Origin of the sequence: Olsenella uli (genome assembly GCF_901212655.1) — a bacterium.
Classification (GTDB): Bacteria; Actinomycetota; Coriobacteriia; order Coriobacteriales; family Atopobiaceae; genus Parolsenella; species Parolsenella uli_A.
The window spans coordinates 25,565-48,112 of record NZ_CAAKON010000053.1 but is presented as its reverse complement, the minus strand read 5'-3'; the positions used below and the strand labels follow the sequence as shown (position 1 = coordinate 48,112).

Below are 22,548 nucleotides of genomic sequence, written 5' to 3'. Positions count from 1 at the left end.
CTCATGGATGCTAGCTTTAGGCCTTGACGGCCCGTTTGCCTATTTATACGTCCAGCGGCGCCGCCGAGGCGACGCCGCGAGGGCTCTGGTAGCGGTGACTGGATTCGAACCAGTGACGCCGCGGGTATGAACCGCGTGCTCTGACCAACTGAGCTACACCGCCGTGCTTGAATGGAGCCCGCGACCGGATTTGAACCGGTGACCTCTTCGTTACCAACGAAGTGCTCTACCTACTGAGCTACACGGGCATGGTGGGGATGCTTGGACTCGAACCAAGGAACCCAGAGGGAGCGGATTTACAGTCCGCCGCAGTTGCCGCTGTGCCACATCCCCATACCGTTTTCAAGCGTCTGCGTTGGACCGCAGTCCCAAGCAGCGGAAAGGATAATACGGGGAAATAGGAAGGTTGTCAAAACTATTCCACCCACCCGGGCGTATCTATACTATCGCTCGAGGTAAAGTGCCGTATTAACGCAATTGAAATCGAACTTTGCAGAGTCTTGCGGGAAAAAAGATTTTGGATCTGGCCAAAGATTTCCGGCGTATGGCTGCCCACAGACCGCCCAAATGAAAAAGGCCCCGTCGCCGGGGCCGTCTCGTGCATGGAGCCGGGGGTGGGAATCGCGAGGGTTGCGCGGCAACCCTCGGCGGCTCGGGCTCCGCCCTCGCCACGCAAGGCGCCACCGGCGCCTTGCGCCCTCGCAGGTTCGATTCCCCGCGGGGCCCCTCCGCATGAAAAAGGCCCCGTCGCCGGGGCCGTCTCGTGCATGGAGCCGGGGGTGGGAATCGAACCCACAACCACTTGTTTACAAGACAAGGGCTCTACCATTGAGCTACACCGGCGTATGAGCGCTTCTGCGCGTAGTCATGGTACCCGAAGATTGAGCCCGCGTCACGCCTGGCTACCTGCCGAGGAGCTTGTTGAGCTTGGCAAGCGTCTCGGGGTCAAGGCGATCTTCCACCGTAAGACGCCCGTGGGAGCGGTCTGCCGCCTCAACCTCGCACTCCGCGTCCAAGACGTCAATCTCATGCGCGAGCAGGCTGCTCGAGATGCGCGTCACGGGGATGCCGCCCACGGTGGCCCTGATGGCGTTATCCGAAGTAACCACCGTCACCTCGCGCATCTGCTGACGGCACTCGGTCACGAGCTTCTCAATCACTGTGTCGGCCGTGACCCCCGTGGGCGAGAAGACCATGCGTACGCCGCCACTCCTGAGCTCCGGGTGCTCGGGATTGAGGTTGCCCGCGGCGTCAAAGACGATGACCGGTTCGTAGCGCCCCTGGGCAAATGCGGCCACATCCCCCACGAGCGCCTCGCGGGCGCGGTCGAAGGGGTCATGATCGCGCGAGCTTCCTCCTCGACGGTCCACGAGCCGCTCGTAGCGGGGCGTACCAAAGATGACGTTGTAGCCATCCACTACAAGCAGCTCGTGCATGTTGCGCTTAGCCACGGAAGTCGCCGTCCGAGAGGTCGAAGTCCGACGTGTCGGGGAAGCCTGCACCGAAATCGAAATCGGAGGTGTCCGGGAAGTCTGCCCCCATGGCGTCGAATCCATCGGCGCCTGCAACAGAGCCAGAAGCCTGCCCCTCGCCCGTCATGGAGCGACGCAGCCACTCGTAGGCGATGGCCGTCGTGGCCTGGGCCACGTTGAGCGACTCCACGCGTCCGCGCTGCGGAAGCTTCATCTCGAAGTCGCAGTGCTGGCGCACGAGCTTGGAGATGCCGTTGCCCTCAGAGCCCATCACGAGCGCCAGGCGACCGTGTATGGGTGCATCCCAGATGACGTCATGGGCATGCTCCGTAGCACCTCCCGCCCAAAAGCCGTGCTCCTTGAGCTCGTCGAGCGCGGCGGCAAGGTTGGATACCTGCGCGATGGGAAGGTGCATCACGGCGCCGGCGCTGGTCTTGTACGCGCCCACGCCCACACGGGCCGCGCGCGCCTTGGCCACCACGACGCCCGCCGCACCCACGACCTCCGCCGTACGCACGATGGCGCCAAAGTTGCCCTCGTCCGTGACATGGTCGAGCACGATGACGAGCGCGTCGCCCTCCCCCGCCGCGGCGATGACGTCCGAGAGCTCCGCATAGCGGTAGGGCTGGACCCTCAGCACGATGCCCTGGTGGGCCCCATGACTCGAGAGCGAATCGAGAACGGGCTTCGCCACGCACTCAACCTCGACGCCGTCCTGCTCAAGGCGCGTCACCAGACGGACAAGCGCCGGATCCTGGTTTCCGCCGTCCTTCTGCACGAGAGCGCGCTTGATGGGCAGCCCCAGGTCGAGCGCCTCCTCGGTAGCTCGGCGCCCCTCGAGATAGTCGCCGGGCGTCGTCTCGCGGCGCTCAGGGCGCCCACCGCGGCCGGTCTGGGGGCGTCCGCCGCGCTCGCGAGGGCTTTGGGGTGCAAAGGAGCCGCGACCCTGCCGACCACGCCCACCCTGGGAGCCACGGCCTGCCTGGGAAGTGCGCTGGTCGCGCGCGCGGCCCTGCTGGCCACGTCCGCCCTGACGTCCGTCTCGCCCGCCAAAGGAGTTGCGGGCATCGGTGCGGCCTCCGCCGCGGCGAGCCATCCTAGGCCTCCTTCTTGGCAGGCTTGATGCGCGTACCAGCGGCGGTGTCCTCCACCACGAGACCCAGGGCCGCGATGCCGTCGCGAATGGCGTCCGCCACGCCCCAGTTCTTGGCGGCGCGGGCGGCGGCGCGGGCCTGGATGAGGGCAGACGCGGCCTCGTCGGCGTCATCGCCCGCATAGCCGGCCTGCTCGCGAGCGAGGTCAACGAGCTCGTGGGGCAGCTCTGTGGCCACCGGGCGCACGGACTCCACGCCCAGCACGCCCAGCAGCTCGACGAGTGCGTCGGACGCGCGGAGCGACACGGCGGTCGAGGTGTCCTCTCCAGCGTCGCTCAGGTACGTGTTGGCGGCCGTGACCAGGCCAAAGATGGCCGCGAGGGCGCCTGCCGTGTTGAAGTCGTCGTCCATCTGGCGCGCGAACTCGGCAGAGGCCTCGTCAACCGCGGCGCCAAGCACCCGGTCAGCCTCGTTGAGCTCGCCGTCCTGAGGGGCGCTCTCGGCGGCCCAGCGCAGGTTGGCAATGGTGCCGCGGACGCGCTCGAGGGTTCCCACGGCTCCGTCCAGGCGATCGAAGGAGAAGTCCAGGGGCGAGCGGTAGTGCGTCTGGAGCATCAGCAGGCGCACCGCATCGGCCGGGTACTTGTCCAGGACCTCCTTGAGGGTGAAAAAGTTGCCGAGGCTCTTGCTCATCTTCTCGCCGTTGATGAGCAGCATGCCCGCGTGCATCCACACGTTGGCAAGCGGCTCGTGCCAGCAGCAGCAGGCCTGGGCGTGCTCGTTCTCGTGGTGCGGGAACTGCAGGTCCTGGCCGCCGCCGTGAATGTCGATTGGCGTGCCTAGGTAGCGATGCACCATGGCGGAGCACTCGGTGTGCCAACCCGGGCGCCCCTTGCCCCAGGGACTCTCCCACATCGGCTCGCCGGGCTTGGCCGCCTTCCAGAGGGCAAAGTCGAGTGGGTCGCGCTTCTCGTCGTTGGCCTCGATGCGGGCGCCCACCTTGAGCTCGTCCACATTGCGGCCAGAGACGGTGCCATAGCTGGGGTCGCTTCGCACGGAGAAGTAGACGTCGCCGTTGCCGGGCGCATAGGCGTGCCCCTGCTCGATGAGTCCTTGGATCATCTCGATCATCGCGGGGATCTCCTGCGTGGCGCGCGGGCGAATGTCGGGGTCGAGCACGCCAAGCCGGTGCATCTGCTCGATGAAGGCGTCGGAGAACTCGCTCGCGACCTCCTCGGGCGTACGCCCCTGCTCATTTGCGCGGTTGATGATCTTGTCGTCCACGTCCGTGAGGTTCTGGGCAAACGTCACCTGATAGCCCTTGTAGGTGAGGTAACGCCGGATGACGTCGAAGGCAAGGAAGGTGCGGCCGTTGCCCACGTGAATCTGGTCGTAGACGGTGGGGCCGCAGACATACATGCGAATCTTGCCGGGCTCGACGGGCGTGAGCTCCTGCTTCTTGTGCGTCTGGCTGTTATAGACGAGCATGGCTACTCCTTCGTCTTGAGCTGGGACTCCAGCTCGGCAATTCGCTTCTCAAGGCGCTCCACGTGCGCGGTCAGCTCGTCAACCGTGCGGTCGAGCGGGTCGGGCAGGTACTCTCGGTGCTCCAAGTCCTCGCGCTCGCGGATGACCTTGTCGATTGTAGCCGCGTCGTCAATGGCCAGGCAGCTCAGGCGCTGACCGGCGGCAGAGCGAACGCGGATACCCCCGCGCGTGGTGACGTGACCGGGCACACCCACGACGGTGCAGTCTGCCGGGACGTCACGCACCACCACGGCGCCGCCGCCAACCTTCACGTTGTCACCCAAGGTGATGTTGCCAAGCACCGCGGCGCCCACGCCAACAACCACTCCGTTGCCCAACGTGGGATGACGCTTGCCCCTCTCCTTGCCGGTGCCGCCAAGGGTGACGCCCTGGTAGAGCTGGCAGTCATCGCCAATGATGGTAGTCTCGCCGATGACGATGCCCATGCCGTGGTCGATCGTGAAGCGGCGTCCAATCGTGGCACCGGGGTGAATCTCGACCCCAAAGTGGTGGCGGCTCCACGTGGAGAGCGTGCGCGCCAGGAGCTGGTGCCCGTGGACCCACAGCCAATGCTGGCGGCGATAGGCCCAGATGGCCCTCATTCCGGGCGAGTTGAGCACGATGGAGATGTTTGACGTTGCTGCCGGGTCATGCGCCCGGAACGTCTCAATGTCCTCGCGGAAGCGTTCGAACATGAATATCCTCACTAGCTGGAGCGCCATGGCCACGTGGCCTGCGACGCATGGATGTTGCGACAGGATACCGCTCCGATGTGTCGATTGACCAGCCTAGCGGCCGTCGTCGAGCAGCGCCACCGCCCAGGCGGCCATGCCCTCCTCGCGCCCCACGAAGCCGAGGTGCTCGGTGGTCGTTGCCTTCACACCCACGCTCGTCACGTCAACGCCGAGGGCGTGCGCGAGGTTCTCGCGCATCTGCTCGCGATGCGGGGCCAGCTTGGGCGCCTGGGCGGCGATGGTACAGTCGCAGTCCAGCAGCTCGTAGCCGCGCTCGCGCGCAAGGCGCATCACCTCGGAGAGGAGCTTGAGGGAGTCCGCGCCCTTATAGGCGAGGTCGGTATCTGGGAAGAGCTTCCCGAGGTCCCCGAGGCGCGTGGCACCCAGGATCGCATCGGCCACAGCATGAGTTGCCACGTCGGCGTCCGAATGACCGAGAAGCCCCAGCGCGTGGGGTATGTCGACGCCACAAAGAATAAGCTTGCGGCCCTCGACGAGCTTGTGGACGTCGTACCCGTGGCCAATGCGCAGCATCAGCGGCCTCCCCATGCGCGCCGCCCCGCGGCGCGCCCCTCTGCCTCGCACTCAGCAAGGCGTCCGGACAGAATCGCCTCCATGGGGCGGCGGTCCTCCGGCATGGTCATCTTCATGTTGTCGCTCGGGCCCTCCACGCAGGCAACGCGACCCCCTTGCCGCTCGACGAGCGAGGAGTCATCGGTTCCCACAAAGCCCTCCGCCACAGCGGCCTCATGCGCCGCGAGGATGGTTGCGACGCGAAACGCCTGCGGCGTCTGGACGGCCCAGTAGCGCGAGCGGTCCGGCGTGGAGCGCACGATGCCGCCCTCCACCACCTTGAGCGTATCCGTGGACGGATGAGCGCAGATGGCGCCGTCCACGGAGGCGTCGTTGCGCACGCGTGCGATGACAGCCTCGATGGTGGGCACGTCCACGAGCGGGCGCGCTCCGTCGTGGATGGCAACGAGTGGCAGCTGCGCCGGCACGGCACGCAGGCCCACCAGGCACGACTCCTGCCTCGTGGCGCCTCCGGGCACGTAGCTCACGGGGATGCCTGGCCCCAGCCGGCGCACAGCCTCGCGGGTCTCCGCCTCGCGACCCTCCGGGCACACCACCACGACGTGCGCCACCGAGGGCGCCTCGTCAAACGCCGCGATGGACCAATCGAGCGCGGGCAGGCCGCAAAGCTCGACGTACTGCTTGCCGCGCGGGTCCCCAAACCGCATGCCAAGGCCACCCGCGGCCACGATGGCGCAGGTGTCGGCAGGTGCTTTGGCCCAGCCGTGCGAGCGGGTCAGGCTCATGCGCTACTCCTTCTTGCCCCACATGCGATACAGGCTGTCCGCCAGAATGCTGGGGTTCTTCACGCCGATGACGTCCAGGCGCGAGGGGTTCTGCTCGATATCGTCCATGAGCTCGCGAAGGTTGCCATACTCATCCACGATCTTGTCGGCCATGCCCTCGCGCACCACGCTGACGCGGCTCAGGGTGCGTAGCCCCAGCGGCACCATGACACTGTCCTCGCGCAGGTCATCGTAGCCGAGGGCCTTGGCCACGCACTTGGGCGAGCGCAGGTTGGCCGGGTCCGTGCCGTGCAGGTTCTCGCGAATGGCCTGGGCGTGCTCCTCGGAGGAATCGCGCGCGTAGTCGCGGATGAGCAGGAGGTACTCCTCCTCCATGTCGCCCACGAGCTGCTCGCGCTGCATCTCGACGGTGCGGCCCTCGCTGCCGAGCTGGTCGATGCACTTGTCGAGCTCGTCGGCGGCGGTCATGAGCGTCTCGAAGTAGTTGAGGATGCCCGTGACGTCTCCCAGCGTGACGTAGTTATCCAGCTCGAGCGTAGTGAGGCGCAGCAGGCCGCGGTCGAGCGACTGGCGCGTGGTCTGGAGCGTGGTAATGAGCTGCGAGGCGCTCGTCATGATCTCGGGCACGGCGCGCAGCTGGTGACTTTTGCCGTTGATGTAGAGGTTGACCACCTGGCGACGCTCGGAGACCGAGATGACGAGGGCGTTCGTGAGCAAGCTCATGCGCGCGGCCGTGCGGTGGCGCATGCCCGTCTCGCTCGTGGGCAGGCTCGGGTCTGGGTTGAGGTGGAAGTTGGCGCGCAGAATCTGCGTGAGATCGCGGTCGACAACGATGGCGCCGTCCATCTTGGAGAGCTCGAACAGGCGGTTGGCCGTGAACGAGATGTTGAGCGGGAAGCCGTCGTTGCCAGCGGCGAGCACGGCGTCCGTATCGCCCACGCAGATGAGGGCGCCAAGGTGACCAGCGATAATCATGTCCAGCGCCCGACGCACGGCGGTGCCGGGAGCCGTGGTGAGGATGGCCTGCTCGATGCGCTCGGCCGTGGTGGGCTCGCGACGCTCGGGCTGGGCCGGTGCCGCAGGCTGCGGAGCGGGCACGGCTGAGGGGGCTGGCTGGGAGCTGGGCATGGTGAACAGGCCGGTGGAACCCGGGTCGGCAGAGTTCATCGGCGCCGGAACGACAGCGCCCGTCACAACGCTCGGGGCACGTCCTTCGACCTGGCTCGTGGTGTCCTGTTCCATGGCGCCCCCTCCGATAGCTTCTTATATACAGCGCCTTTTAGTATACGCACCCCTCGCGGACGTCCTCGCGAACGACACAGGGAGGAAATGCCGCGGCCCCGTGAGGCGCCACGGCTCCCCACCAGCACGCCGCCGCGCCCTGCGGGACGGCGAAGCCTCGCCATTCCGTCGCCGCCGCTCCTCGCGAATCGACCCCTGCGCCTCGCCGTTCCGCCTTCGCAACCTGCGAGAAAGCCCCTGCCTTACCAATCCGTCACCGTCGCGTAAGACGGCATATATGGAGCGACCGGCCCCGCCCGTCGAGAATTGGGATGACAGGCGAGGCGCCGCTCAAGGCAAGGCAGGAGACGGGGGGGTTCCTCGAAAGCAGACGGACGATGAGAAAGGATGGGCGGCATGCCGTACGAGATGACCTCTAGGATGGGCGGATGGTCGGCAGCCGCTGGCCGCAAGAGCCCGACGGCCGCTGACTGCGGGAACTTGCGCGTCCCCAGCCGCAAAGTTTCGGGAGCCACTGGCCATGGGAGCCTAGCGGCAGCTGACTCCGAAGACTTGCCCGTCACCAGTCATGGGCGCTTGGCGGCCACAAGGCCTCAGGGAACACCGACGGGCTCCGCCCGGCCGCTGCTCGTCAATCGCTCGCACCCCATTCCTCGGGGCTACCGACCGAACCTTGTGTCCCTCGAGGACGGCCGGCTCATGGATGCGTACGCCGCCGATGCCGCCCGCCGCATGCTCGACGCTTGCAGGGCATCCGGGCTCGACCCACGCGTCACCTCCGCGTGGCGCCCACGCTCGAGGCAGACGTTCCTGCTCGCGCGGAAGGTGATTCGGCTTCTCGGGCGCGGCCTTTCGCCACGAAGCGCCTGGGATATCGCCCGGCGCTTCGTGGCGCCTCCGGGAACCAGCGAGCACGAGCTCGGGCTCGCCCTCGACATCTGCTCGGCGCGGGACGACGTGAAGGCTCATGCCCGCGTGCAGGCATGGCTTGCCGCCCATTCCTGGCAATTTGGGTTCATCCGGCGTTATCCGGCGGACAAGTCCCACATCACGGGCATCAACCACGAGCCGTGGCATGTTCGCTACGTTGGGTTGGACGTGGCGCGAGAGATGCACCAAAGCGGCGAGTGCCTCGAGGAGTACGTCGAGCGCACACAATAAGGCGCGGTGCCAACAAGGCGCACGCGCCCATGGAGCCTAGATGCCCGACGCGGCAATCGCCGCCACGGCGGCACGCAGGCGCTCGGGAGGCTGGACCAGCGCCATGCGCACGAAGCCCTCGCCCGCCGCTCCGAAGCTCGCGCCCGGCGTCACGATAACGCCCGCCTTCTCCATAAGCTCGGGCACGAAGGCCATCGAGTCCGTGCGGCCATGCGGGAGACGAGCCCAGACGAACATGGAGCCATGGGCGTTGGGGCGCTCCCAGCCGATTGCCTCGAGGCCGTCGCAGAGCACGTCGCGACGCTGCTGGTAGAGGGCCTCCTGCGCCACCACGGAGTCACGCGGACCCGTGAGCGCCGCGATGGCCGCGTGCTGGATGGGCAGGAACATGCCATAGTCCAGCTGGCTACGAAGCTTGTAGGTGGCGGCCACCACGTCTGGGCGACCCACGAGGAAGCTGATGCGCGCGCCCGTGACGTTGAAGGACTTCGACAGGCTGAAGAACTCGACGCCCACCTCGGCGGCACCGGGATTCTCGAAGAAGCTGTGGCCCTCCACGCCATCGAAAATGATGTCGCTGTAGGCGTTGTCGTGCACGATGAGCAGGTCATGGACGCGCGCAAACTCGATGATCTGCGCATAGACCTCGGGCGTGCCCACCGATCCCACCGGGTTGGCAGGCAGCGACACCACCATGTACTTGGCGCGATTGGCCACCTCGGGGTCGATGCCGTCCACGTAGGGCAGGAAGTCGTGCTCGGCATCGAGCGGATAGAAGGCCAGCTCGGCGCCGGCCATCACGGCGGAGGAGCGGAACAGCGGGTAGCACGGGTCGGGCACGAGCACCGTGTCGCCCTCGTCGACGAGCGCAAGCGCCATGCGACTCATGCCCTCCTGCGTGCCGTCGACGCTCATGACCATATCAGGCGTGACGTCCACGCCGAATCGGCTCTTGTAGTAGGAGCAGACCGCCGCCTTGAGCTCGGAGAGGTCCGCGATGGCGTAGCGCCAGTCCTCCGACTTTGCGGCAGATTCCAGCAGGGCCTGCTTGACGTGCGCCGGCGGTTCGAAGTCGGGGGTTCCCACGGATAGGTCGATGACCTCCCGCCCCGCGGCCTCAAGCTCGCGGCGCCGCGCGTTAAGCGAGGCAAAGACCTCGTCGCCAAACTTGTCGAGCCGCTTCGAGAACTGCATGGGGACCTCCGGGGGATAAGAAGACGCCCCACCAGCAGCTGACGGGGCGTCCGAATGCCGCAATGTGGCTGTATTGTACGCCGGCCGGGCCGCAAGCCCACCAGCCAGAGGCGAACGGTGTGCGGCGATGGGACGGCTAGCAGCCCTCGGTCGTGGTGCTTAGGACCTCCTCGCCTAACGTGTCGGCGAGCACGATGGCGTCGTAGAGCTCGTCGGGCGTGACATCGCCGGCCATGTTGTGGATGGTTTCACCCTCGGCGCAGGAGTTCTTGGCAATGGTGCGCACCTGCTCGTCGGTGGTGATGCCAATCTCGGCGAGCGTCACCGGCAGGCCAACGGACAAGCAGAAGTCCTGGACCTCCCTGAACTCCTCGGACGGCGCCTGCTCGAGCAGCAGCTGCACGAGCGTGCCAAACGCGACGCAGTTGCCGTGGGGCGCGGAGTGACCGCCCAGCGAGGTAAGGCCGTTGTAGAAGGAGTGCGCCACGGCAAGGCCGCCGTTGTCGGCGCCCACGCCGGAGAGGTAGACGTTGGCCTCGATGACGGCATCGAGCTCGGGCGTCACGACATGCTTCTTGCATGCGGCGAGCGCCTGGGTGCCGTATTCGCGCAGCGTCTTGTAGCACAGCTCGCACAGCGCCATGGCCGAGCGGGTGATGCCGCCGAACTCCAGTGAGAGCGAATGCGTGCGGTCGCAGGCACGTGCCTCGAAGTACGTGCCGAGGGCATCGCCCATGCCGGCCACGAGGAACGACGACGGCGCGTTGGCGATGACCGCCGAGTCAATGATGACCGCCTCGGGGTTCTTGGGATAGAAGAGGTACTTGTCGAACGAGCCGTCATCGTTGTAGATGACCGACAGGCCCGTGCACGGGGCGTCCGTGGCAGCCACGGTAGGCACGATGACAACCGGCAGGTTCTCGTAGTACGCCGTGGCCTTGGCCGTGTCGCCGGCAGAGCCGCCGCCCACGCCCACCACGACGTCAATACCCTCGTCTGCCACGATTTTGCGCATCTTCTCGATCTCGCCGTTCGACGAGACACCGCCGAATATCTCTTAGTGGCGCTTGGAATCCAAGTCGCCGAAGCTCTGCTCGATCTTGTCGCGCGTGGCCTTGTAGCCGCTGCGGGAGCAGACGAACAGCCAGCTCTTGCCGAGAAAGCCCATCTCCTTCTCAAGCGCGCGCCGGTCAGTCGAAGTCTCGCCTCGCGCGAAGCGACTTGATCTCGCCGCGGACATGCTTGGCCTTGAGCCGGCGCTCCTTCGAGCCGCGCGTGGGCTTGGTCTTCCTCCGCTTCCTGGGAGGCTTGGCCTTGCGCGCGAAGATGCCCCTGAGCTTCTCCAGGCAGCTCCGGCGATTCTGGAACTGGCTACGCGACTCGCGCGACACCACGACGATGCCCGTGGGCACATGGCGCATGCGCACGGCCGAGTCCGTGGTGTTCACTCCCTGCCCGCCGGGACCGGTTGCCCTGAACACGTCTACCGCGCAGTCGCGGTAGACGCGCTCCGGCGACTGCTTGGCAAACTCGGCATAGTCACGCCACGTCAGGCCCCTCGAGGGGTTCTGGGCGGCCTTGCCGCCCGGGCGATCCGCCCGGCGCTCGTCTGCGCGGTCCGCGTTCCGCTCATCCACGGGAGTCACCGCCAAGCGACGCGAGCAGCCCCTCGCATCCGGCAAGCACGTCGCGATAGGTGTCGTCGAAATTGCCCGTATACCACGGGTCCGCCACATCACGCACCCTGCCATGCCGATCCGCCGCCGCAGGCCTAAGGCCGGGGTCCTCACGCGCGTACTCGAGCAGCTTCACGCACTTTCCCGCAGGGTCGTCGATCCCGCCGGTCGCATCGTGTCCGAGGATGCGTGCAAGTCCCCACTCGTTCTCCTCGTCCATGTAGACAAGGAGGTCCCAATCCCCATACTCGTCCCGTCGCACCTGCCGCGCAGCATGCACCCCAATCGGAACCCCCACCTCGCGCAGCTTGCGCACGGTACCGTGATGGGGAGGGTTGCCGATCTCCTCACGCGAGGTTGCCGCGGAGTCAACCGTGAACGCGTCTTCCGCGCCCGCACGACGCACAAGGTCCTCGAAGACGAACTGCGCCATGGTGGAACGGCAGATGTTGCCGTGGCAGACGAACAGGATGCGGTGCCGGCGGTCGCCTTCCATGGCTACCCCTCCTCAATCCTCAGCGTGGAGCCGGTACGCCCCCGCTCCACCACGATCTTGCGGTCGATGCTCTCCTTGAGCTCCTCGACGTGGCTGATGATACCAACGAGCTTGTCCGTGCCCGTCATCTCGGTAAGCGTGTGGATGGCAAGGCCCAGGGATTCCTCGTCGAGCGAGCCGAACCCCTCGTCCACGAACATGGCGTCGAGCTCGACTCCGCCCGCATGCGCTTGCACCACGTCGGAGAGGCCGAGGGCCAGGGCGAGCGACGCCTTGAAGGACTCGCCGCCCGAGAGCGACGACGTCGAGCGGGGCTTGCCCGTGAAGGAGTCGCGCACGTCGAGGTCGAGGCCCGTCTGCGCCGAGCCGCCCCCGTCCCTGGCGCCCGTGTGCCGCACGAGCTCGTAGCGCCCGTCCGTCATGACGAGCAGCCTGCGATTGGCCGCCGCGAGCACGCGATCGAAGGCGCGCGCCTGGACGTATGTCTCGAAGCTGATGCGCTCCTTGCCCGCAAGGCGCCCGTTGGCCGTCTGGGCGAGGGACGCGAGCTCGCCATATGCGTCCGCGATGCCCTCGAACTCCTGGGAGACCCTTCGAACCTGCCCGGCAACGCTGCGGTTGTGTTCGAGCCTGCCCGAGACCTCCGCCACGCGGGCGTTCGCCTCGTCTTGCCGCGAACGGGCGGCCTCGAGGCCCCTCCGTGCGTCCTCCACCGAAGGCGTGTCCCCGTCTTCCAGGGACGCCACGCGCACGGCGAGGGTATCTCGCAGCGTCACGGCACGGTCTCGCTCCGCTGCCGCCTCTCGCAGAGCTCGCTCGGCGGCAGCCCGAGCGCAGTCGAGCTGGCCCATCCCCTGCTCCACGCGAGCGACCTCGGCCCGGGCCTGGGCCTCGTCTCGGCAGGCCAGGGTCTTTGCAAGCTGCTCCTCCGCCGACGATGCCGCCGCGGCATCCGCCCGGGCGGCAGCCGCGGCATCGGCCGCCTCAAGTGAGGCACGCTCCAGGCCGGAGACCTTAGGCTCGAGGCGCGCGCCCATCTCGCGCAGCCTGTCAAGCTCTCGCGTCTGCTCCGCCAGGGCCTTCTCCCTGGCTCTCCCCCTCGCGAGCCGAGACTCCGCGTCGCGAAGGCGCACCTGGGCCGTCGTCTCGTCACACTCGCCCACGGAGGCCCGCGCCGTCTCTGCCGCCGAAGTCGCCGCCGCAAGTTCCTGGGCGCTCCTCGCGCGGGCGTCCGCCGCCTGCCGGGATTCCTCGCGTGCGCGGTCGAGGCGCTCCTCGAGCTCGGCCACCTTGCCCCGGGCCTCGTCCAGGGATGCCACGCGTACGCGAACTTGGGCGATGTCCCCATCGAGCGCCGCAACCTCGCTCCGCAGCTTGGCGAGCCGCCCCTGGAGCTCAGGCCGCGTCCCCACGGAGCGCTCCGCATCCGCGAGCTCTGCCGCACAGAGCCTCAGGCGTTCCTCCGCCCTTCCGCTCTCCGTCGACGCGGCCTGGGCGCGCGCCTCCGCCTCCCGCCTAAACGCGCGAGCATCCTCGACATCGCCCTGGGTGGGAACGGAGTCCAGGGAGGCGGCCGGGCTCGGATGAGAGACGGACCCGCACACGGGACAGGGCTCGCCGTCTTTGAGCCCGCGCGCAAGCACGCCCGCCTGCCCGTCCAGGAACGCAAGCTGCAGGCGCGAGAGGTCGTCATCGGCCCGGGCAAACTCCTCGCGCTCGTGCTCGTAGATGTCGGCAAGACGCTCGTGGTCTGCCTTGGCCCGCTCGAGCTCGGCCTCGCGCCTCCCAAGCTCATCGAGGGAGGCACGGGCCTCGCGTACCCGGCGCCGTGCGTCATCTGCAGCGGCGCCCAGCTCGGCCAGGTCCTTGGGTGCGGAGGCCAACCCCTCCGCCGCTCGCCTTGCCTCCGCGAGCCGCGCCTCGACAAGGCCAACGGCATCTTGAGCGGCTTGGGATCCGCGCTGAGCCTCGGCGTCCCGATGCTGGAGTTCGGACGCGCGCGCCTGAAGCCGGGCAAGATGCGCAAGTGCCGCCATGCCGTCACGCGCCACACCGACCTCAAGTTCCGCTGCCCGGACCTCCGCCTCGGCCTCTGCCTGGGCAGACGGGGCGTCCGCAAGGGCCGTCGCCCGTTCGCGCACGTCGATCAGCCGTGCCCTCGCATCTTCGAGCGCCTCCTGCGCGGCGCGCGCCGCCTCCCGCGCCGCCTCCTCACATGAGCGCGCCTCGCCCGCGCGTCCCCGCGCTGCCGTGAGCTCGGCATATCTCGGAAGCGCCTCACGCAGCACGCTCGCGCGGGCAGCCAGCCGCTCGCGCTCCGGCGCCCTGGCCGCCTCGGAGGCAACGGCGGCCTCGGCCTCCTCAAACCGCGCGCGCACCTCGGGAATCCGCTTCTCCGCCACCGCGAGTCCCACGCGCGCCTCGTCCAGCTGGCGGGCGCGCTCGTACCTCTGGGCGCATGCGCCAACCTCTCGCGCCGCCGCCTCGGCATCCGCCTCGCAGTCCTCGAGCAGGGCCTCGTCCTCGGCGCACGCAGCCGCAAGCAACTCGAGTAGCTGGGTGGGAGGAACTCCCTCCTCCGGCAATCCCCCACGGCGCGCCTCATCAAGCACGGCCAGACGCGCAAAGCCGTCAAGCTGCTTGCGCGCACCCGCCGCACGATCTTCGAGCTCGCTTCTGCGCTTCTCGAGTCCACGCTGGAAGTCCAGGTAGGAGCCGGTTCCAAAGAGCCGGCGCAGTATCTTTGCGCGCTCCTTGGTGTCTGCGGAGAGCAGGCGCCTGAAGTCGCCCTGGGCAATCATGACGATCTGCGAGAACTGGCTGCGGTCTATCCCCAGCAGCTCCACGACGGCCTTGTCCACCTCGGACGCCTTCGTGACGGGAGGCGCATCCGGCAGATGGAGCTCGGCGGCCGCAAGCTCCTTGGTCATGCCCTCGCCGCGCTTCTTGGGACGCTCGTACTCCGGGTTCCGTCGCACTACATAGCGCTTCGCGCGATGCTCAAATTCCAGCTCCACATACGTGGGGGCATCCGCCGCGGCAAAGTCGCTTCTGAGGTTGCGCACGGCCCTGTCCGCCCCGCTCGCCACCCCAAAGAGCGCATACGAGATGGCGTCGAAGACCGTGGTCTTGCCGGCCCCGGTGTCTCCGCACACGAGATAGAGGCCGCTGCGCCCAAGCTTGGAGAAGTCCACCTCAACCAGGCCTGCGTAGGGGCCAAATGCGCTCATCACGAGCTTTATGGGCCGCATCTACCTCACCCCCGCCCTCTCGAGCTCATCAATGACGGTGCCCTCCTGCGCCTCCGAGAGAGGGCGCCCGTTCTGGCGCTCGAAGAACTCGCCAAACAGCTCGAGCGGCAACGCCTCCCCATCCTCCGGAGCGGCCTCGCCCGCCTGCAGGCCTGCCGCGCGCGTGCGCGCGTTGTCATACTCCACGCCCATGACGTTGGGGTACAAGGCGCGCAGGCGCGCCATCGCGTCGATTGCCGGCCCCTCGTCCGTCAACACCACGTGCAGGTAGTCATCCGAGTCTGCGGCACCCACAACCTCCGGCGCCACAAGCTCCGCAAGCGGCCCGCGAATGCTGCGCAGGTCATGAAGCGGCTCCAGGGGCACGAGCTCAACGGCGGGCTCCTCCCCCGGCGCGCCCAGCTCGACAAGGGTCGCAGACTTGGTATCGCGCGCCTCGGAGAAGGAGTACTTGAGGATTGAGCCCGCATAGCGAACGGCGGGCCTTCCCACCCGCTGGGGCCGATGAACGTGTCCGAGCGCAACGTAGTCGAATGTCGAGAGCACCCCGGCGTCCACGTTGTCGAGACCGCCCACGGAGACCTCCGAGTCGCTCCGCTCCGGCTCGACGCCGCCGGCAGTCACGAACTGGTGCACGACCGCCACGTTGCGACACGCGCCGGCGCCTTCCCCGCACGCGCCGCATGCCTCGAGCGCCACGCGCATGGCATCCGTATAGGTAGCGATTTCCTCGTCTGGGAAAAAGTGTCGCACCGTGGCGGGACGCAGGAAGGGCACGGGCCAGATGCGTACCGGGCCCCAGACGTCCTCCAACTCGACGGGCTCGATCGAGCCGTCGTAGACCGGCGCCACATGGATGCCCTGCCGAGCCAGCAACGTCCCGGCATAGGCGACGCGCTCGGCGGAGTCATGGTTGCCGGGAATGACGACGGCCGGCACCCCCGTGGCCTCCACCTCCGAGAGAAACCAGTCCACGAGCGCCACGGCCTCCGAGCTGGGCTGGGCCTTGTCGTAGAGGTCTCCCGCAACGAGCAGGGCATCTACCTCGCGCTCGCGCAGCAGCGCCACCACCTGAGCAAGCACGTGACGCTGGTCCCCCAACATCGAGAACTCGCATACGCGCTTGCCGATGTGCAGGTCTGCTATGTGCAGCAGCCTCATGGCCCCTCCGCTCCCCGGGCGCGCCTGGCGCGCAATCGCATCGAGCAGATACTACCCGACCTTCCGGACAGAAAAGCATCTCGAGGTCATGGGCCATGCCAGCACAAAAGAGCCACCCGCCGGCCCGCGCACATGCGGCAGGCCGGCGGGCGGCAACTCGCTCTCACCCCATCGAAGCCGAAGACGCCCATCAGAGACGCCCCGTCCCCTCATCGAGCGCCGGGGACCCAATCCCCGCGCACGGGCCACGTTCTGGGCGGGCATCCCTCGCGCCTAGGCCCTGCGGCTCCTTACCAGGCGCACCACGGTAATGGCGAGCCCCACCGCAGCAACGGCCGCGAGCAGGTGGAACACGGAGGCGAAGCCAAAGAGGAAGACATCCGGGCGCCCGGTGACGTAGCTCGTGACCTCATAGCCCGCCGCCACGCTCATCTGCCCGTAGAGCACCGCAGAGCCGGCCGAGATGCCGATGGCCATACCCGCATAGCGCGCCAGGCTCGAGATGCTGCCCGCAAAGCCCAGCGCCTCGCGCGGGGCAGACCCCATGAGCAGCGAGTTGTTGGGAGACTGGAAGATGGAGACACCCATGGACATAAGCCCCACGAAGGCCACGACGCGCGCGACGGAGCTCGCCTCGCCCAGGGTTGCCACAAGCATGAGGCCGCACACGTACACCAGGAACCCCGCCACCGTGGGCACCTCGCAGCCCACTCGGTCCGAGATGGTGCCGGAAACGGGCCCCACCACGGCGTTGACCACAGGCAACGTCATGAACAGCAGGCTCGACGTGGCGGCAGAGAACCCGTGTGCGTCCTGGAAGTAGAACGGCAGCAAGAACTCCGAGGCGCCAATGCCCACGAAGACGATGAGCATCGTGGTGAAGTTGAGCGTGAACGTGAGGTTTGAGAAGCACAGCCTCGCCGCCCCCAGGAAGGATGCCGGCGCCGCCGAGTTGTCCGCCGTAGGACGCACGTGCGGAAGGGTCCTCAGCCCCACCGCAAACGACGCGATGCCCACGGGCACGTTGATGAGAAAGATGCCCTCCCACGCAAAGGCAGACACGATGGCACCTCCCAGCACGGGGCCGACCATCATGCCCAGGGCCACGAACGTGGAAAGCAGGCCCATGGCGCGCCCGCGCTCGCGCGACGGGAAGGCCTCGGTGATGATGCCCATGTTGTTGGCCATGGCGGCCGCGCAGCCAATGCCCTGCACGACACGCGCCGCGATGAGCGTCGGCAGCGTCTGGGCAAGGCCGCACAGCAGCGATCCGAGCGTGAAGACGACCACGCCCGCCTGGAACACGTAGACCTTGCCACGCTTGTCGCCCAGCCTGCCAAACGGAAGGACGCCCACGCACGTGGCAAGCAGATACACAGACGAGACCCACTGAATCTCGTCGAGCCCCACGCCCAGCTCCTTCTGCATGACCGGAAGCACCACCGTCACGATGCTCGAGTCGAGGCACACCATGAACGTCATGACCAGCGTCGTGAACAGAATCGCCCACTTGCTGTACGTCTTTTCCGCCACTCAAAACCTCCCACAACAAAAAAGGGCGGGGCCAGTCGGAGTCACGACCGGTCCCACCCTATGTACGTTGGATGCACGAACTTGCTCGCGCCCCGTAGCTTAGCCGGCGCGACGCAGGCTGGCAAGGGTGTCATGCGATTCGCACGTCAGCCGTCGTGCGCTGTGATGGGGACCGCCAGACCGGCCCGCGACCCGCCCTGCAGCGCCCCTCGCGGGCGAGCCACGGGTCGGCGAGAGCCGGACCGTCCACAGAAGGCATCCGTCAGGCAGGCCCGCGGACACCATACTTGTATGAAATGTCATACGCATATGGTGGAGCCGCGCATCGAGGGCATACATATTGAATGAATGCCAGCTCAGAATACATATCCACTCAAAGCCGCCTGCGCGCGCCTCTTCGCCTTCAGGCTTCGCCAGCTCCGCAGGAGCCGGGGGCTCACCCAAGAGGAGGTTGCCCAGCGGGCAGGCATCGCCACCTACACGTACCAAAAGTTCGAGAAGGGCGAGTCCAAGCCCGGCACGCCCGCAAACCCGGGACTCTATACCCTGGTCTCCCTCGCAAACGCCTTCGAGATAACGCTGCCCGAGCTCGTCACCTATGACGGCCTGGAACTCGGCGGGCGTGGCACGCATGAGCTCCCCGATTCCCCAGATGCGGACGAGAGCCCCAGCGATGCTCCCCTCTGGCTCGGGGGGCGCTAGGGCCGCCGCCCGGCCATGCCCTTGTCCGCGGAGACACCCGGCACTGGAGCCGCCGCGTACAATGCCGTCCTAAGAGCAGGCCACGGCAAGATGCGGGAGCCACCATGTACGGACTTCAGGCAGAGGCGCACTTCGACGGCGCCCACTTCCTCACCAACTACTACGGCAAGTGCGAGAACCTCCACGGCCATCGCTGGCGCGTCGTGGCGACCATCGAGGTGGAGAGGCTCGAGAGCGCCCAGTCGGCCATGCCCGACGGCGCAGAGGCCAGTCCCTACGCCAAGTTCGGCCGTGGAGAGGCGACGGGTTGCCACCTCGACGCCTCGGGCCTCCACGCCGCCGGCCAGCTACGCAAGGACGGGTCGCGCACGGGAGCCGGCACGATGCGCGGCATGGTCGTGGACTTTGGCGTGTTCAAGCGCACGGTAAAACAGGTGGCCGACGAGCTCGACCACACGTTCCTCGTTGAGGAGGGGTCGCTCAGGCCGGCCACCATCGCAGCGCTCGAGGGCGAGGGCTTCACCCTCTCCATCCTGCCGTTTCGCACCACCGCCGAGAACCTCGCGCGCTGGTTCTATGACCGCCTCGCCGAACGCGGCCTGCCCATCTCCCAGGTAGAGGTGGACGAGACGCCCAACAACCGAGCCTTCTACGCGGCCGAGGGGCACGTGGGGCGCTAGTCCCAGAACTGGTCGCCCAGGATCTTGAAGCAGATCTTCCTGACCTGCTTGGCCCCGTCGCCGGGGAACTGGAGCGTGGGCATGTGCGGCTCGCCGATCACGAAGATGGCAAAGCGGCCCTCGTCCAGGTTGCCGTCGACGGAGCCCCCCGCATCGCACAGCTCGTAGTCGTCGCCCTCGTCGTAGGCCTGCACCTCGATGGTGGCGCCCTGGCTCACCTTGAAGGCCTCGCGGCCCTCCACGTCGATCTGCAAGTCCATATAGCGGTGGTGGGTCTCGTAATGGGCCTCCGAGAGCGGGCGCGTCGTGGGCTCCATGACATTGGCGTAGACCTTGTCGCCGCAGATGTCGTTGCGGCCCACGGGCAGCTGTGCCGGGTCGTGCTCGCCCAGCCAATCGATGAGGACGTCCAGGCCCTTATAGAGGCCGCGGTAGCGCTCGACGTTGCTGAGCTGGTCGTAAATCATGGGATTTCCTTCCGTGTATGGGTGCGCCCGGGCGGGCGCGTGCCACCCATCATAGCCCCTCGCAGGTAGAGGCCCTGCGAGGGGCCCATCGGCGGTTGCCTGCCACCCATCAGAGCGTGCCCGCAGGCAGGGGCCTTCGCATCGAACAAGCCATGACGGGTTTGTGACCAAGCCGCTCGAGAGCACTTAGTGTCCGGGATCCGTTGCAAGATAGTGACGCATGGAATGCGAACATCTGTTTGTAATGAGGGGAGGATGCATGAACGCATCATATTCCCAGCTAGAACACATCGAAGACACTCACCGAGACCTCACGGACACGGGTCGGATATACCTCTGCATCGACCTCAAGAGCTTCTATGCCTCCGTCGAGTGCGCAGACCTCGGCCTGGACCCGTTCACCACCAACCTCGTCGTGGCGGACACGAGCCGCGGGCCCGGCACCATCTGCCTCGCACTCTCGCCCGCCATCAAGGCCCAGGGCGTCACGGGCAGGCCGCGCATCTTCCAGATCCCCAAGCAGATTCCCTACCGGGCCGTGCAGCCGCACATGCGCCACTACATGGAGGTGTCGGCCAAGATCTATAGCATTTACCTGCGCTTCATTGCCAAGGAGGACATTCACGTCTACTCCATTGACGAGTGCTTCATCGACGTGACACCCTACCTCTCCTACTACCGCACGAGCCCGCGCCAGAGCCGGGTTGACGTCGCTCGAAAGATTGCCGTCATGCTCATGGCGGCCGTGCAGGACGAGACCCACATCTGCGCCACGGCGGGCATCGGGGCCAACCTGTTTCTGGCCAAGGTGGCGCTCGACATCATCGCAAAGCACGAGGACAGCCACATTGGCCACCTCGACGGGGAGAGCTTCCGGCAACGCATCTGGCACCACCGCCCCATCACGGACATCTGGCAGATTGGCCCCGGCATCGCGATGCGCCTGGCACGGCTTGGCGCCTATGACCTGGCCGGCGTGGTTGCCATAGACGGCGCCACGCTCTACCGGGAGTTTGGCGTCAACGCACGGCACCTCATCGAGCATGCGCGCGGCATGGAGCCCTGCACCATCGCACAGATACAGGCCTACGAGCCTCGGAGCAACTCCATCAGCGTGGGGCAGGTGCTCACGAGGCCCTACTCCTACGAGGAGGCCCTCGTGGTCACGCGCGAGATGGTGGACGAGGGGGTGCTGCAACTGGTGGAGCGCCGCGCTGCCTGCGGGCACGTGTCGCTGTGGGTGGGCTACGCCATGAAGGACCTCGACTGGGAGCTCGCCGTACGGCGGCAGGGGCCGGGCGCGAGCGTGTCACGCAAGCTCTCCGAGCACACGAACTCGCACGCGGCGCTGGAGCGGCAGATCGTATGCCTCTTTCGCGCCGTGGTGGACCCACGGCGCCAGGTCAAGCGCATAGGGCTGGGCTTTGGTGCCCTCGCACCCGAGGAGCAGGCGGAGCTCACGCTGTTCACAAACGTTGAGGCGGAGGCCTCCGAGCGGCGTCTCGCGGAGGCAACGCTGGCCGTGAAGGGCAGATTTGGCAAGAACTCGCTGGTGCGGGGCCTGAGCTTTCGGAAGGGCGCCACAGCGCGGGAGAGAAACGAACAGGTAGGGGGACACCATGCGTGAGACAGGGACAGGCAGGTATGCCACGATGGGCGCGGAGAATGGAGTGGCTGGGGCCATCGGGACGCCTCGCGCCACGGACGCGGCTCAGTTCATGCCGTTTGCGGCGTTGAGCGGCTATTACGACCTCGTACGCGAGCAGGAGCGGCACAGCGAGCCTCGCCGCGTGCCCACGGAGGAGCACATGGAGGAGGTCTCGCGCATGCTCATGCGCCTCCGGAAGGGAGACGAGGTGTTCGTGGTCCACTACGAGCGAAACGCCTACACGGTCACGTCTGGCACGGTGCGCCAGGTAGACGAGGCGATGCGCTCGCTCGACCTCACCTCGGGCAAACGCATCCTGTTCGAGGACATCTGGGATGTCCACTGGGCATAGGCAGGCGAGCGCGGGGGACAGACGAGCGCAGGGGACAGGCATACGCAGAGGCAAGGCCGCCGCGCAGAAAGCCGCGGAAACAGGACAGGGCGGAAAAGCCAGACGCAAGGCAGGCGAGCGCGCGAGCAAGGCAGCCGCAGGTCAACGCGAGCGATTAGCCCACCGCCGAACAGGGGCGTGCGTGAGAGAATGCACTCGTCTCGCTTGGTCGTTTGAGGAGGACGCATGGACATCGCAGAAGGCAGCGCGCAGGAGCCGCGCTACGTGGAGGACATCGGTCAGAAGGTCGACCGCTTCTCGCTTTCGGTGGGCCGCGCGCTCGTCAACGGCGGGGAGCACCCCTACTCGTTCATGCGCATTCGGCCCGGCGTCTGCGTGCTGCCGCTGGTTGGCACCGGCACGGGCGCCCAGACCATCCTCATCCGCCAGTACCGCTTCCCCGTAGGCGCCTGGCAGACGGAGCTTCCCGCCGGCGCCATCGATGACGGCGAGCAGCCGGCGCAGGCCGCGGCCCGCGAGCTTACGGAGGAGACCGGCTATGCGGCAAGCGAGCTCGTAAGCCTCGGGTCCTTCCACCCCTCGCCCGGCTCCACGGACGAGACCATCCATCTCTTCCTCGCCCATTGCGAGGCGCGCGAGGGGCAAGCCCACCTCGACCCCGCCGAGGACATCCGCCACCGCCGCGTGCCCGTGGCAGAGCTTGGAGACCTCATCGCGTCGGGTGAGTTCTCCCATGGCGCCGGCATCGCCGCCTGGGCTCGGGCCAAGGCGCGCGGGATGCTGGAGTAGGTGAGCACCTTCTTCCTGCATTGCCGCAGCCGGCGCCGCGCCAGAGACCG

General features: G+C 67.2%; 20 protein-coding genes, 4 tRNA genes and 1 pseudogene. 6 read left to right on the top strand and 19 right to left on the bottom strand.

Annotation, left to right across the window (positions count from 1 at the left end; genetic code table 11):
- Positions 1-86: 86 nt before the first annotated feature.
- From EFAMC2_RS09805 to disA, 11 genes are all read right to left on the bottom strand, one after another.
- A tRNA-Met gene (locus EFAMC2_RS09805) sits at positions 87-163 on the bottom strand.
- A gap of 9 nt (positions 164-172) precedes the next feature.
- Positions 173-248 (bottom strand) — tRNA-Thr (locus EFAMC2_RS09800).
- 1 nt (position 249) lies between these two features.
- A tRNA-Tyr gene (locus EFAMC2_RS09795) sits at positions 250-333 on the bottom strand.
- Between the two features lie 435 nt (positions 334-768).
- Positions 769-843, bottom strand: a tRNA-Thr gene (locus EFAMC2_RS09790).
- A 59-nt stretch (positions 844-902) separates the two neighbouring features.
- On the bottom strand, positions 903-1,451 hold the full coding sequence (locus EFAMC2_RS09785; protein WP_261980255.1) for an NYN domain-containing protein: 549 nt from the start codon (positions 1,449-1,451) through the stop codon (positions 903-905).
- Positions 1,444-2,568 carry a 23S rRNA (guanosine(2251)-2'-O)-methyltransferase RlmB gene (gene rlmB / locus EFAMC2_RS09780; protein WP_154028995.1) on the bottom strand — a complete coding sequence of 375 codons (1,125 nt, stop codon included), beginning with the start codon at positions 2,566-2,568 and terminating at the stop codon, positions 1,444-1,446. Before rlmB ends, EFAMC2_RS09785 begins: the two co-directional genes overlap by 8 nt.
- Position 2,569: 1 nt before the next feature.
- A complete protein-coding gene (cysS, locus tag EFAMC2_RS09775) occupies positions 2,570-4,054 on the bottom strand; it encodes a cysteine--tRNA ligase (protein WP_154028994.1) in 1,485 nt (494 codons plus the stop codon).
- Between the two features lie 2 nt (positions 4,055-4,056).
- Entirely contained in the window at positions 4,057-4,788 is a 732-nt protein-coding gene (cysE, locus tag EFAMC2_RS09770) for a serine O-acetyltransferase (RefSeq protein ID WP_154028993.1), read from the bottom strand.
- A 93-nt stretch (positions 4,789-4,881) separates the two neighbouring features.
- A complete protein-coding gene (gene ispF / locus EFAMC2_RS09765) occupies positions 4,882-5,361 on the bottom strand; it encodes a 2-C-methyl-D-erythritol 2,4-cyclodiphosphate synthase (protein ID WP_154028992.1) in 480 nt (159 codons plus the stop codon).
- Positions 5,361-6,146: a 2-C-methyl-D-erythritol 4-phosphate cytidylyltransferase gene (gene ispD / locus EFAMC2_RS09760; RefSeq protein WP_154028991.1), complete on the bottom strand. Its 786-nt coding sequence runs from the start codon at positions 6,144-6,146 to the stop codon at positions 5,361-5,363. Before ispD ends, ispF begins: the two co-directional genes overlap by 1 nt.
- A 3-nt stretch (positions 6,147-6,149) precedes the next feature.
- Positions 6,150-7,388 (bottom strand): DNA integrity scanning diadenylate cyclase DisA, encoded by a 1,239-nt coding sequence (gene disA / locus EFAMC2_RS09755; protein ID WP_261980254.1) that lies wholly within the window; start codon positions 7,386-7,388, stop codon positions 6,150-6,152.
- A 699-nt stretch (positions 7,389-8,087) separates the two neighbouring features.
- Between disA and EFAMC2_RS09750 the strand changes: the two genes are divergently transcribed.
- Positions 8,088-8,549 (top strand): D-alanyl-D-alanine carboxypeptidase family protein, encoded by a 462-nt coding sequence (locus EFAMC2_RS09750; protein WP_187325278.1) that lies wholly within the window; start codon positions 8,088-8,090, stop codon positions 8,547-8,549.
- 36 nt (positions 8,550-8,585) lie between these two features.
- On the opposite strand, the gene EFAMC2_RS09745 is transcribed toward EFAMC2_RS09750, so the two are convergent.
- The 7 genes and pseudogenes from EFAMC2_RS09745 to EFAMC2_RS09715 all read right to left on the bottom strand — a co-directional run bounded on the left by EFAMC2_RS09745 (position 8,586) and on the right by EFAMC2_RS09715 (position 17,860).
- Positions 8,586-9,743 carry a pyridoxal phosphate-dependent aminotransferase gene (locus EFAMC2_RS09745; RefSeq protein WP_154028989.1) on the bottom strand — a complete coding sequence of 386 codons (1,158 nt, stop codon included), beginning with the start codon at positions 9,741-9,743 and terminating at the stop codon, positions 8,586-8,588.
- A 136-nt stretch (positions 9,744-9,879) separates the two neighbouring features.
- Positions 9,880-10,797, bottom strand: a complete 918-nt coding sequence (locus EFAMC2_RS09740) for a glycerol dehydrogenase (protein WP_261980262.1) — start codon at positions 10,795-10,797, stop codon at positions 9,880-9,882.
- A 136-nt stretch (positions 10,798-10,933) separates the two neighbouring features.
- A pseudogene (locus tag EFAMC2_RS09735) lies at positions 10,934-11,239 on the bottom strand (peptide chain release factor-like protein); the annotation flags it as partial.
- A 133-nt stretch (positions 11,240-11,372) separates the two neighbouring features.
- Positions 11,373-11,915, bottom strand: a complete 543-nt coding sequence (locus EFAMC2_RS09730) for a low molecular weight protein-tyrosine-phosphatase (RefSeq protein WP_154028987.1) — start codon at positions 11,913-11,915, stop codon at positions 11,373-11,375.
- Positions 11,916-11,917: 2 nt separating this feature from the next.
- The gene (locus EFAMC2_RS09725; protein WP_154028986.1) at positions 11,918-15,166 is read right to left on the bottom strand and encodes an AAA family ATPase; all 3,249 of its coding nucleotides are present in this window, start codon (positions 15,164-15,166) and stop codon (positions 11,918-11,920) included.
- Positions 15,167-16,327 carry an exonuclease SbcCD subunit D gene (locus tag EFAMC2_RS09720; RefSeq protein ID WP_154028985.1) on the bottom strand — a complete coding sequence of 387 codons (1,161 nt, stop codon included), beginning with the start codon at positions 16,325-16,327 and terminating at the stop codon, positions 15,167-15,169.
- 273 nt (positions 16,328-16,600) lie between these two features.
- A complete protein-coding gene (locus tag EFAMC2_RS09715; protein WP_261980253.1) occupies positions 16,601-17,860 on the bottom strand; it encodes an MFS transporter in 1,260 nt (419 codons plus the stop codon).
- 348 nt (positions 17,861-18,208) lie between these two features.
- Here EFAMC2_RS09715 and EFAMC2_RS09710 point away from each other — a divergent pair, with 348 nt between their 5' ends.
- Positions 18,209-18,562 carry a helix-turn-helix domain-containing protein gene (locus EFAMC2_RS09710; RefSeq protein WP_154028984.1) on the top strand — a complete coding sequence of 118 codons (354 nt, stop codon included), beginning with the start codon at positions 18,209-18,211 and terminating at the stop codon, positions 18,560-18,562.
- Between the two features lie 104 nt (positions 18,563-18,666).
- Positions 18,667-19,242, top strand: coding sequence for a 6-pyruvoyl trahydropterin synthase family protein (locus EFAMC2_RS09705; RefSeq protein WP_154028983.1), 576 nt, complete (start codon positions 18,667-18,669; stop codon positions 19,240-19,242).
- Here the strand turns inward: EFAMC2_RS09705 and EFAMC2_RS09700 are convergent.
- Positions 19,239-19,709: a YhcH/YjgK/YiaL family protein gene (locus tag EFAMC2_RS09700; RefSeq protein WP_154028982.1), complete on the bottom strand. Its 471-nt coding sequence runs from the start codon at positions 19,707-19,709 to the stop codon at positions 19,239-19,241. The genes EFAMC2_RS09705 and EFAMC2_RS09700 overlap by 4 nt on opposite strands.
- Before the next feature lie 259 nt (positions 19,710-19,968).
- Between EFAMC2_RS09700 and EFAMC2_RS09695 the strand changes: the two genes are divergently transcribed.
- The 3 genes from EFAMC2_RS09695 to EFAMC2_RS09685 all read left to right on the top strand — a co-directional run bounded on the left by EFAMC2_RS09695 (position 19,969) and on the right by EFAMC2_RS09685 (position 22,498).
- Positions 19,969-21,336, top strand: coding sequence for a DNA repair protein (locus tag EFAMC2_RS09695; RefSeq protein ID WP_154028981.1), 1,368 nt, complete (start codon positions 19,969-19,971; stop codon positions 21,334-21,336).
- On the top strand, positions 21,329-21,709 hold the full coding sequence (locus EFAMC2_RS09690) for a YolD-like family protein (protein WP_154028980.1): 381 nt from the start codon (positions 21,329-21,331) through the stop codon (positions 21,707-21,709). Before EFAMC2_RS09695 ends, EFAMC2_RS09690 begins: the two co-directional genes overlap by 8 nt.
- Positions 21,710-21,934: 225 nt before the next feature.
- Positions 21,935-22,498, top strand: coding sequence for an NUDIX hydrolase (locus tag EFAMC2_RS09685; RefSeq protein WP_154028979.1), 564 nt, complete (start codon positions 21,935-21,937; stop codon positions 22,496-22,498).
- The last annotated feature ends 50 nt before the right edge of the window (positions 22,499-22,548 follow it).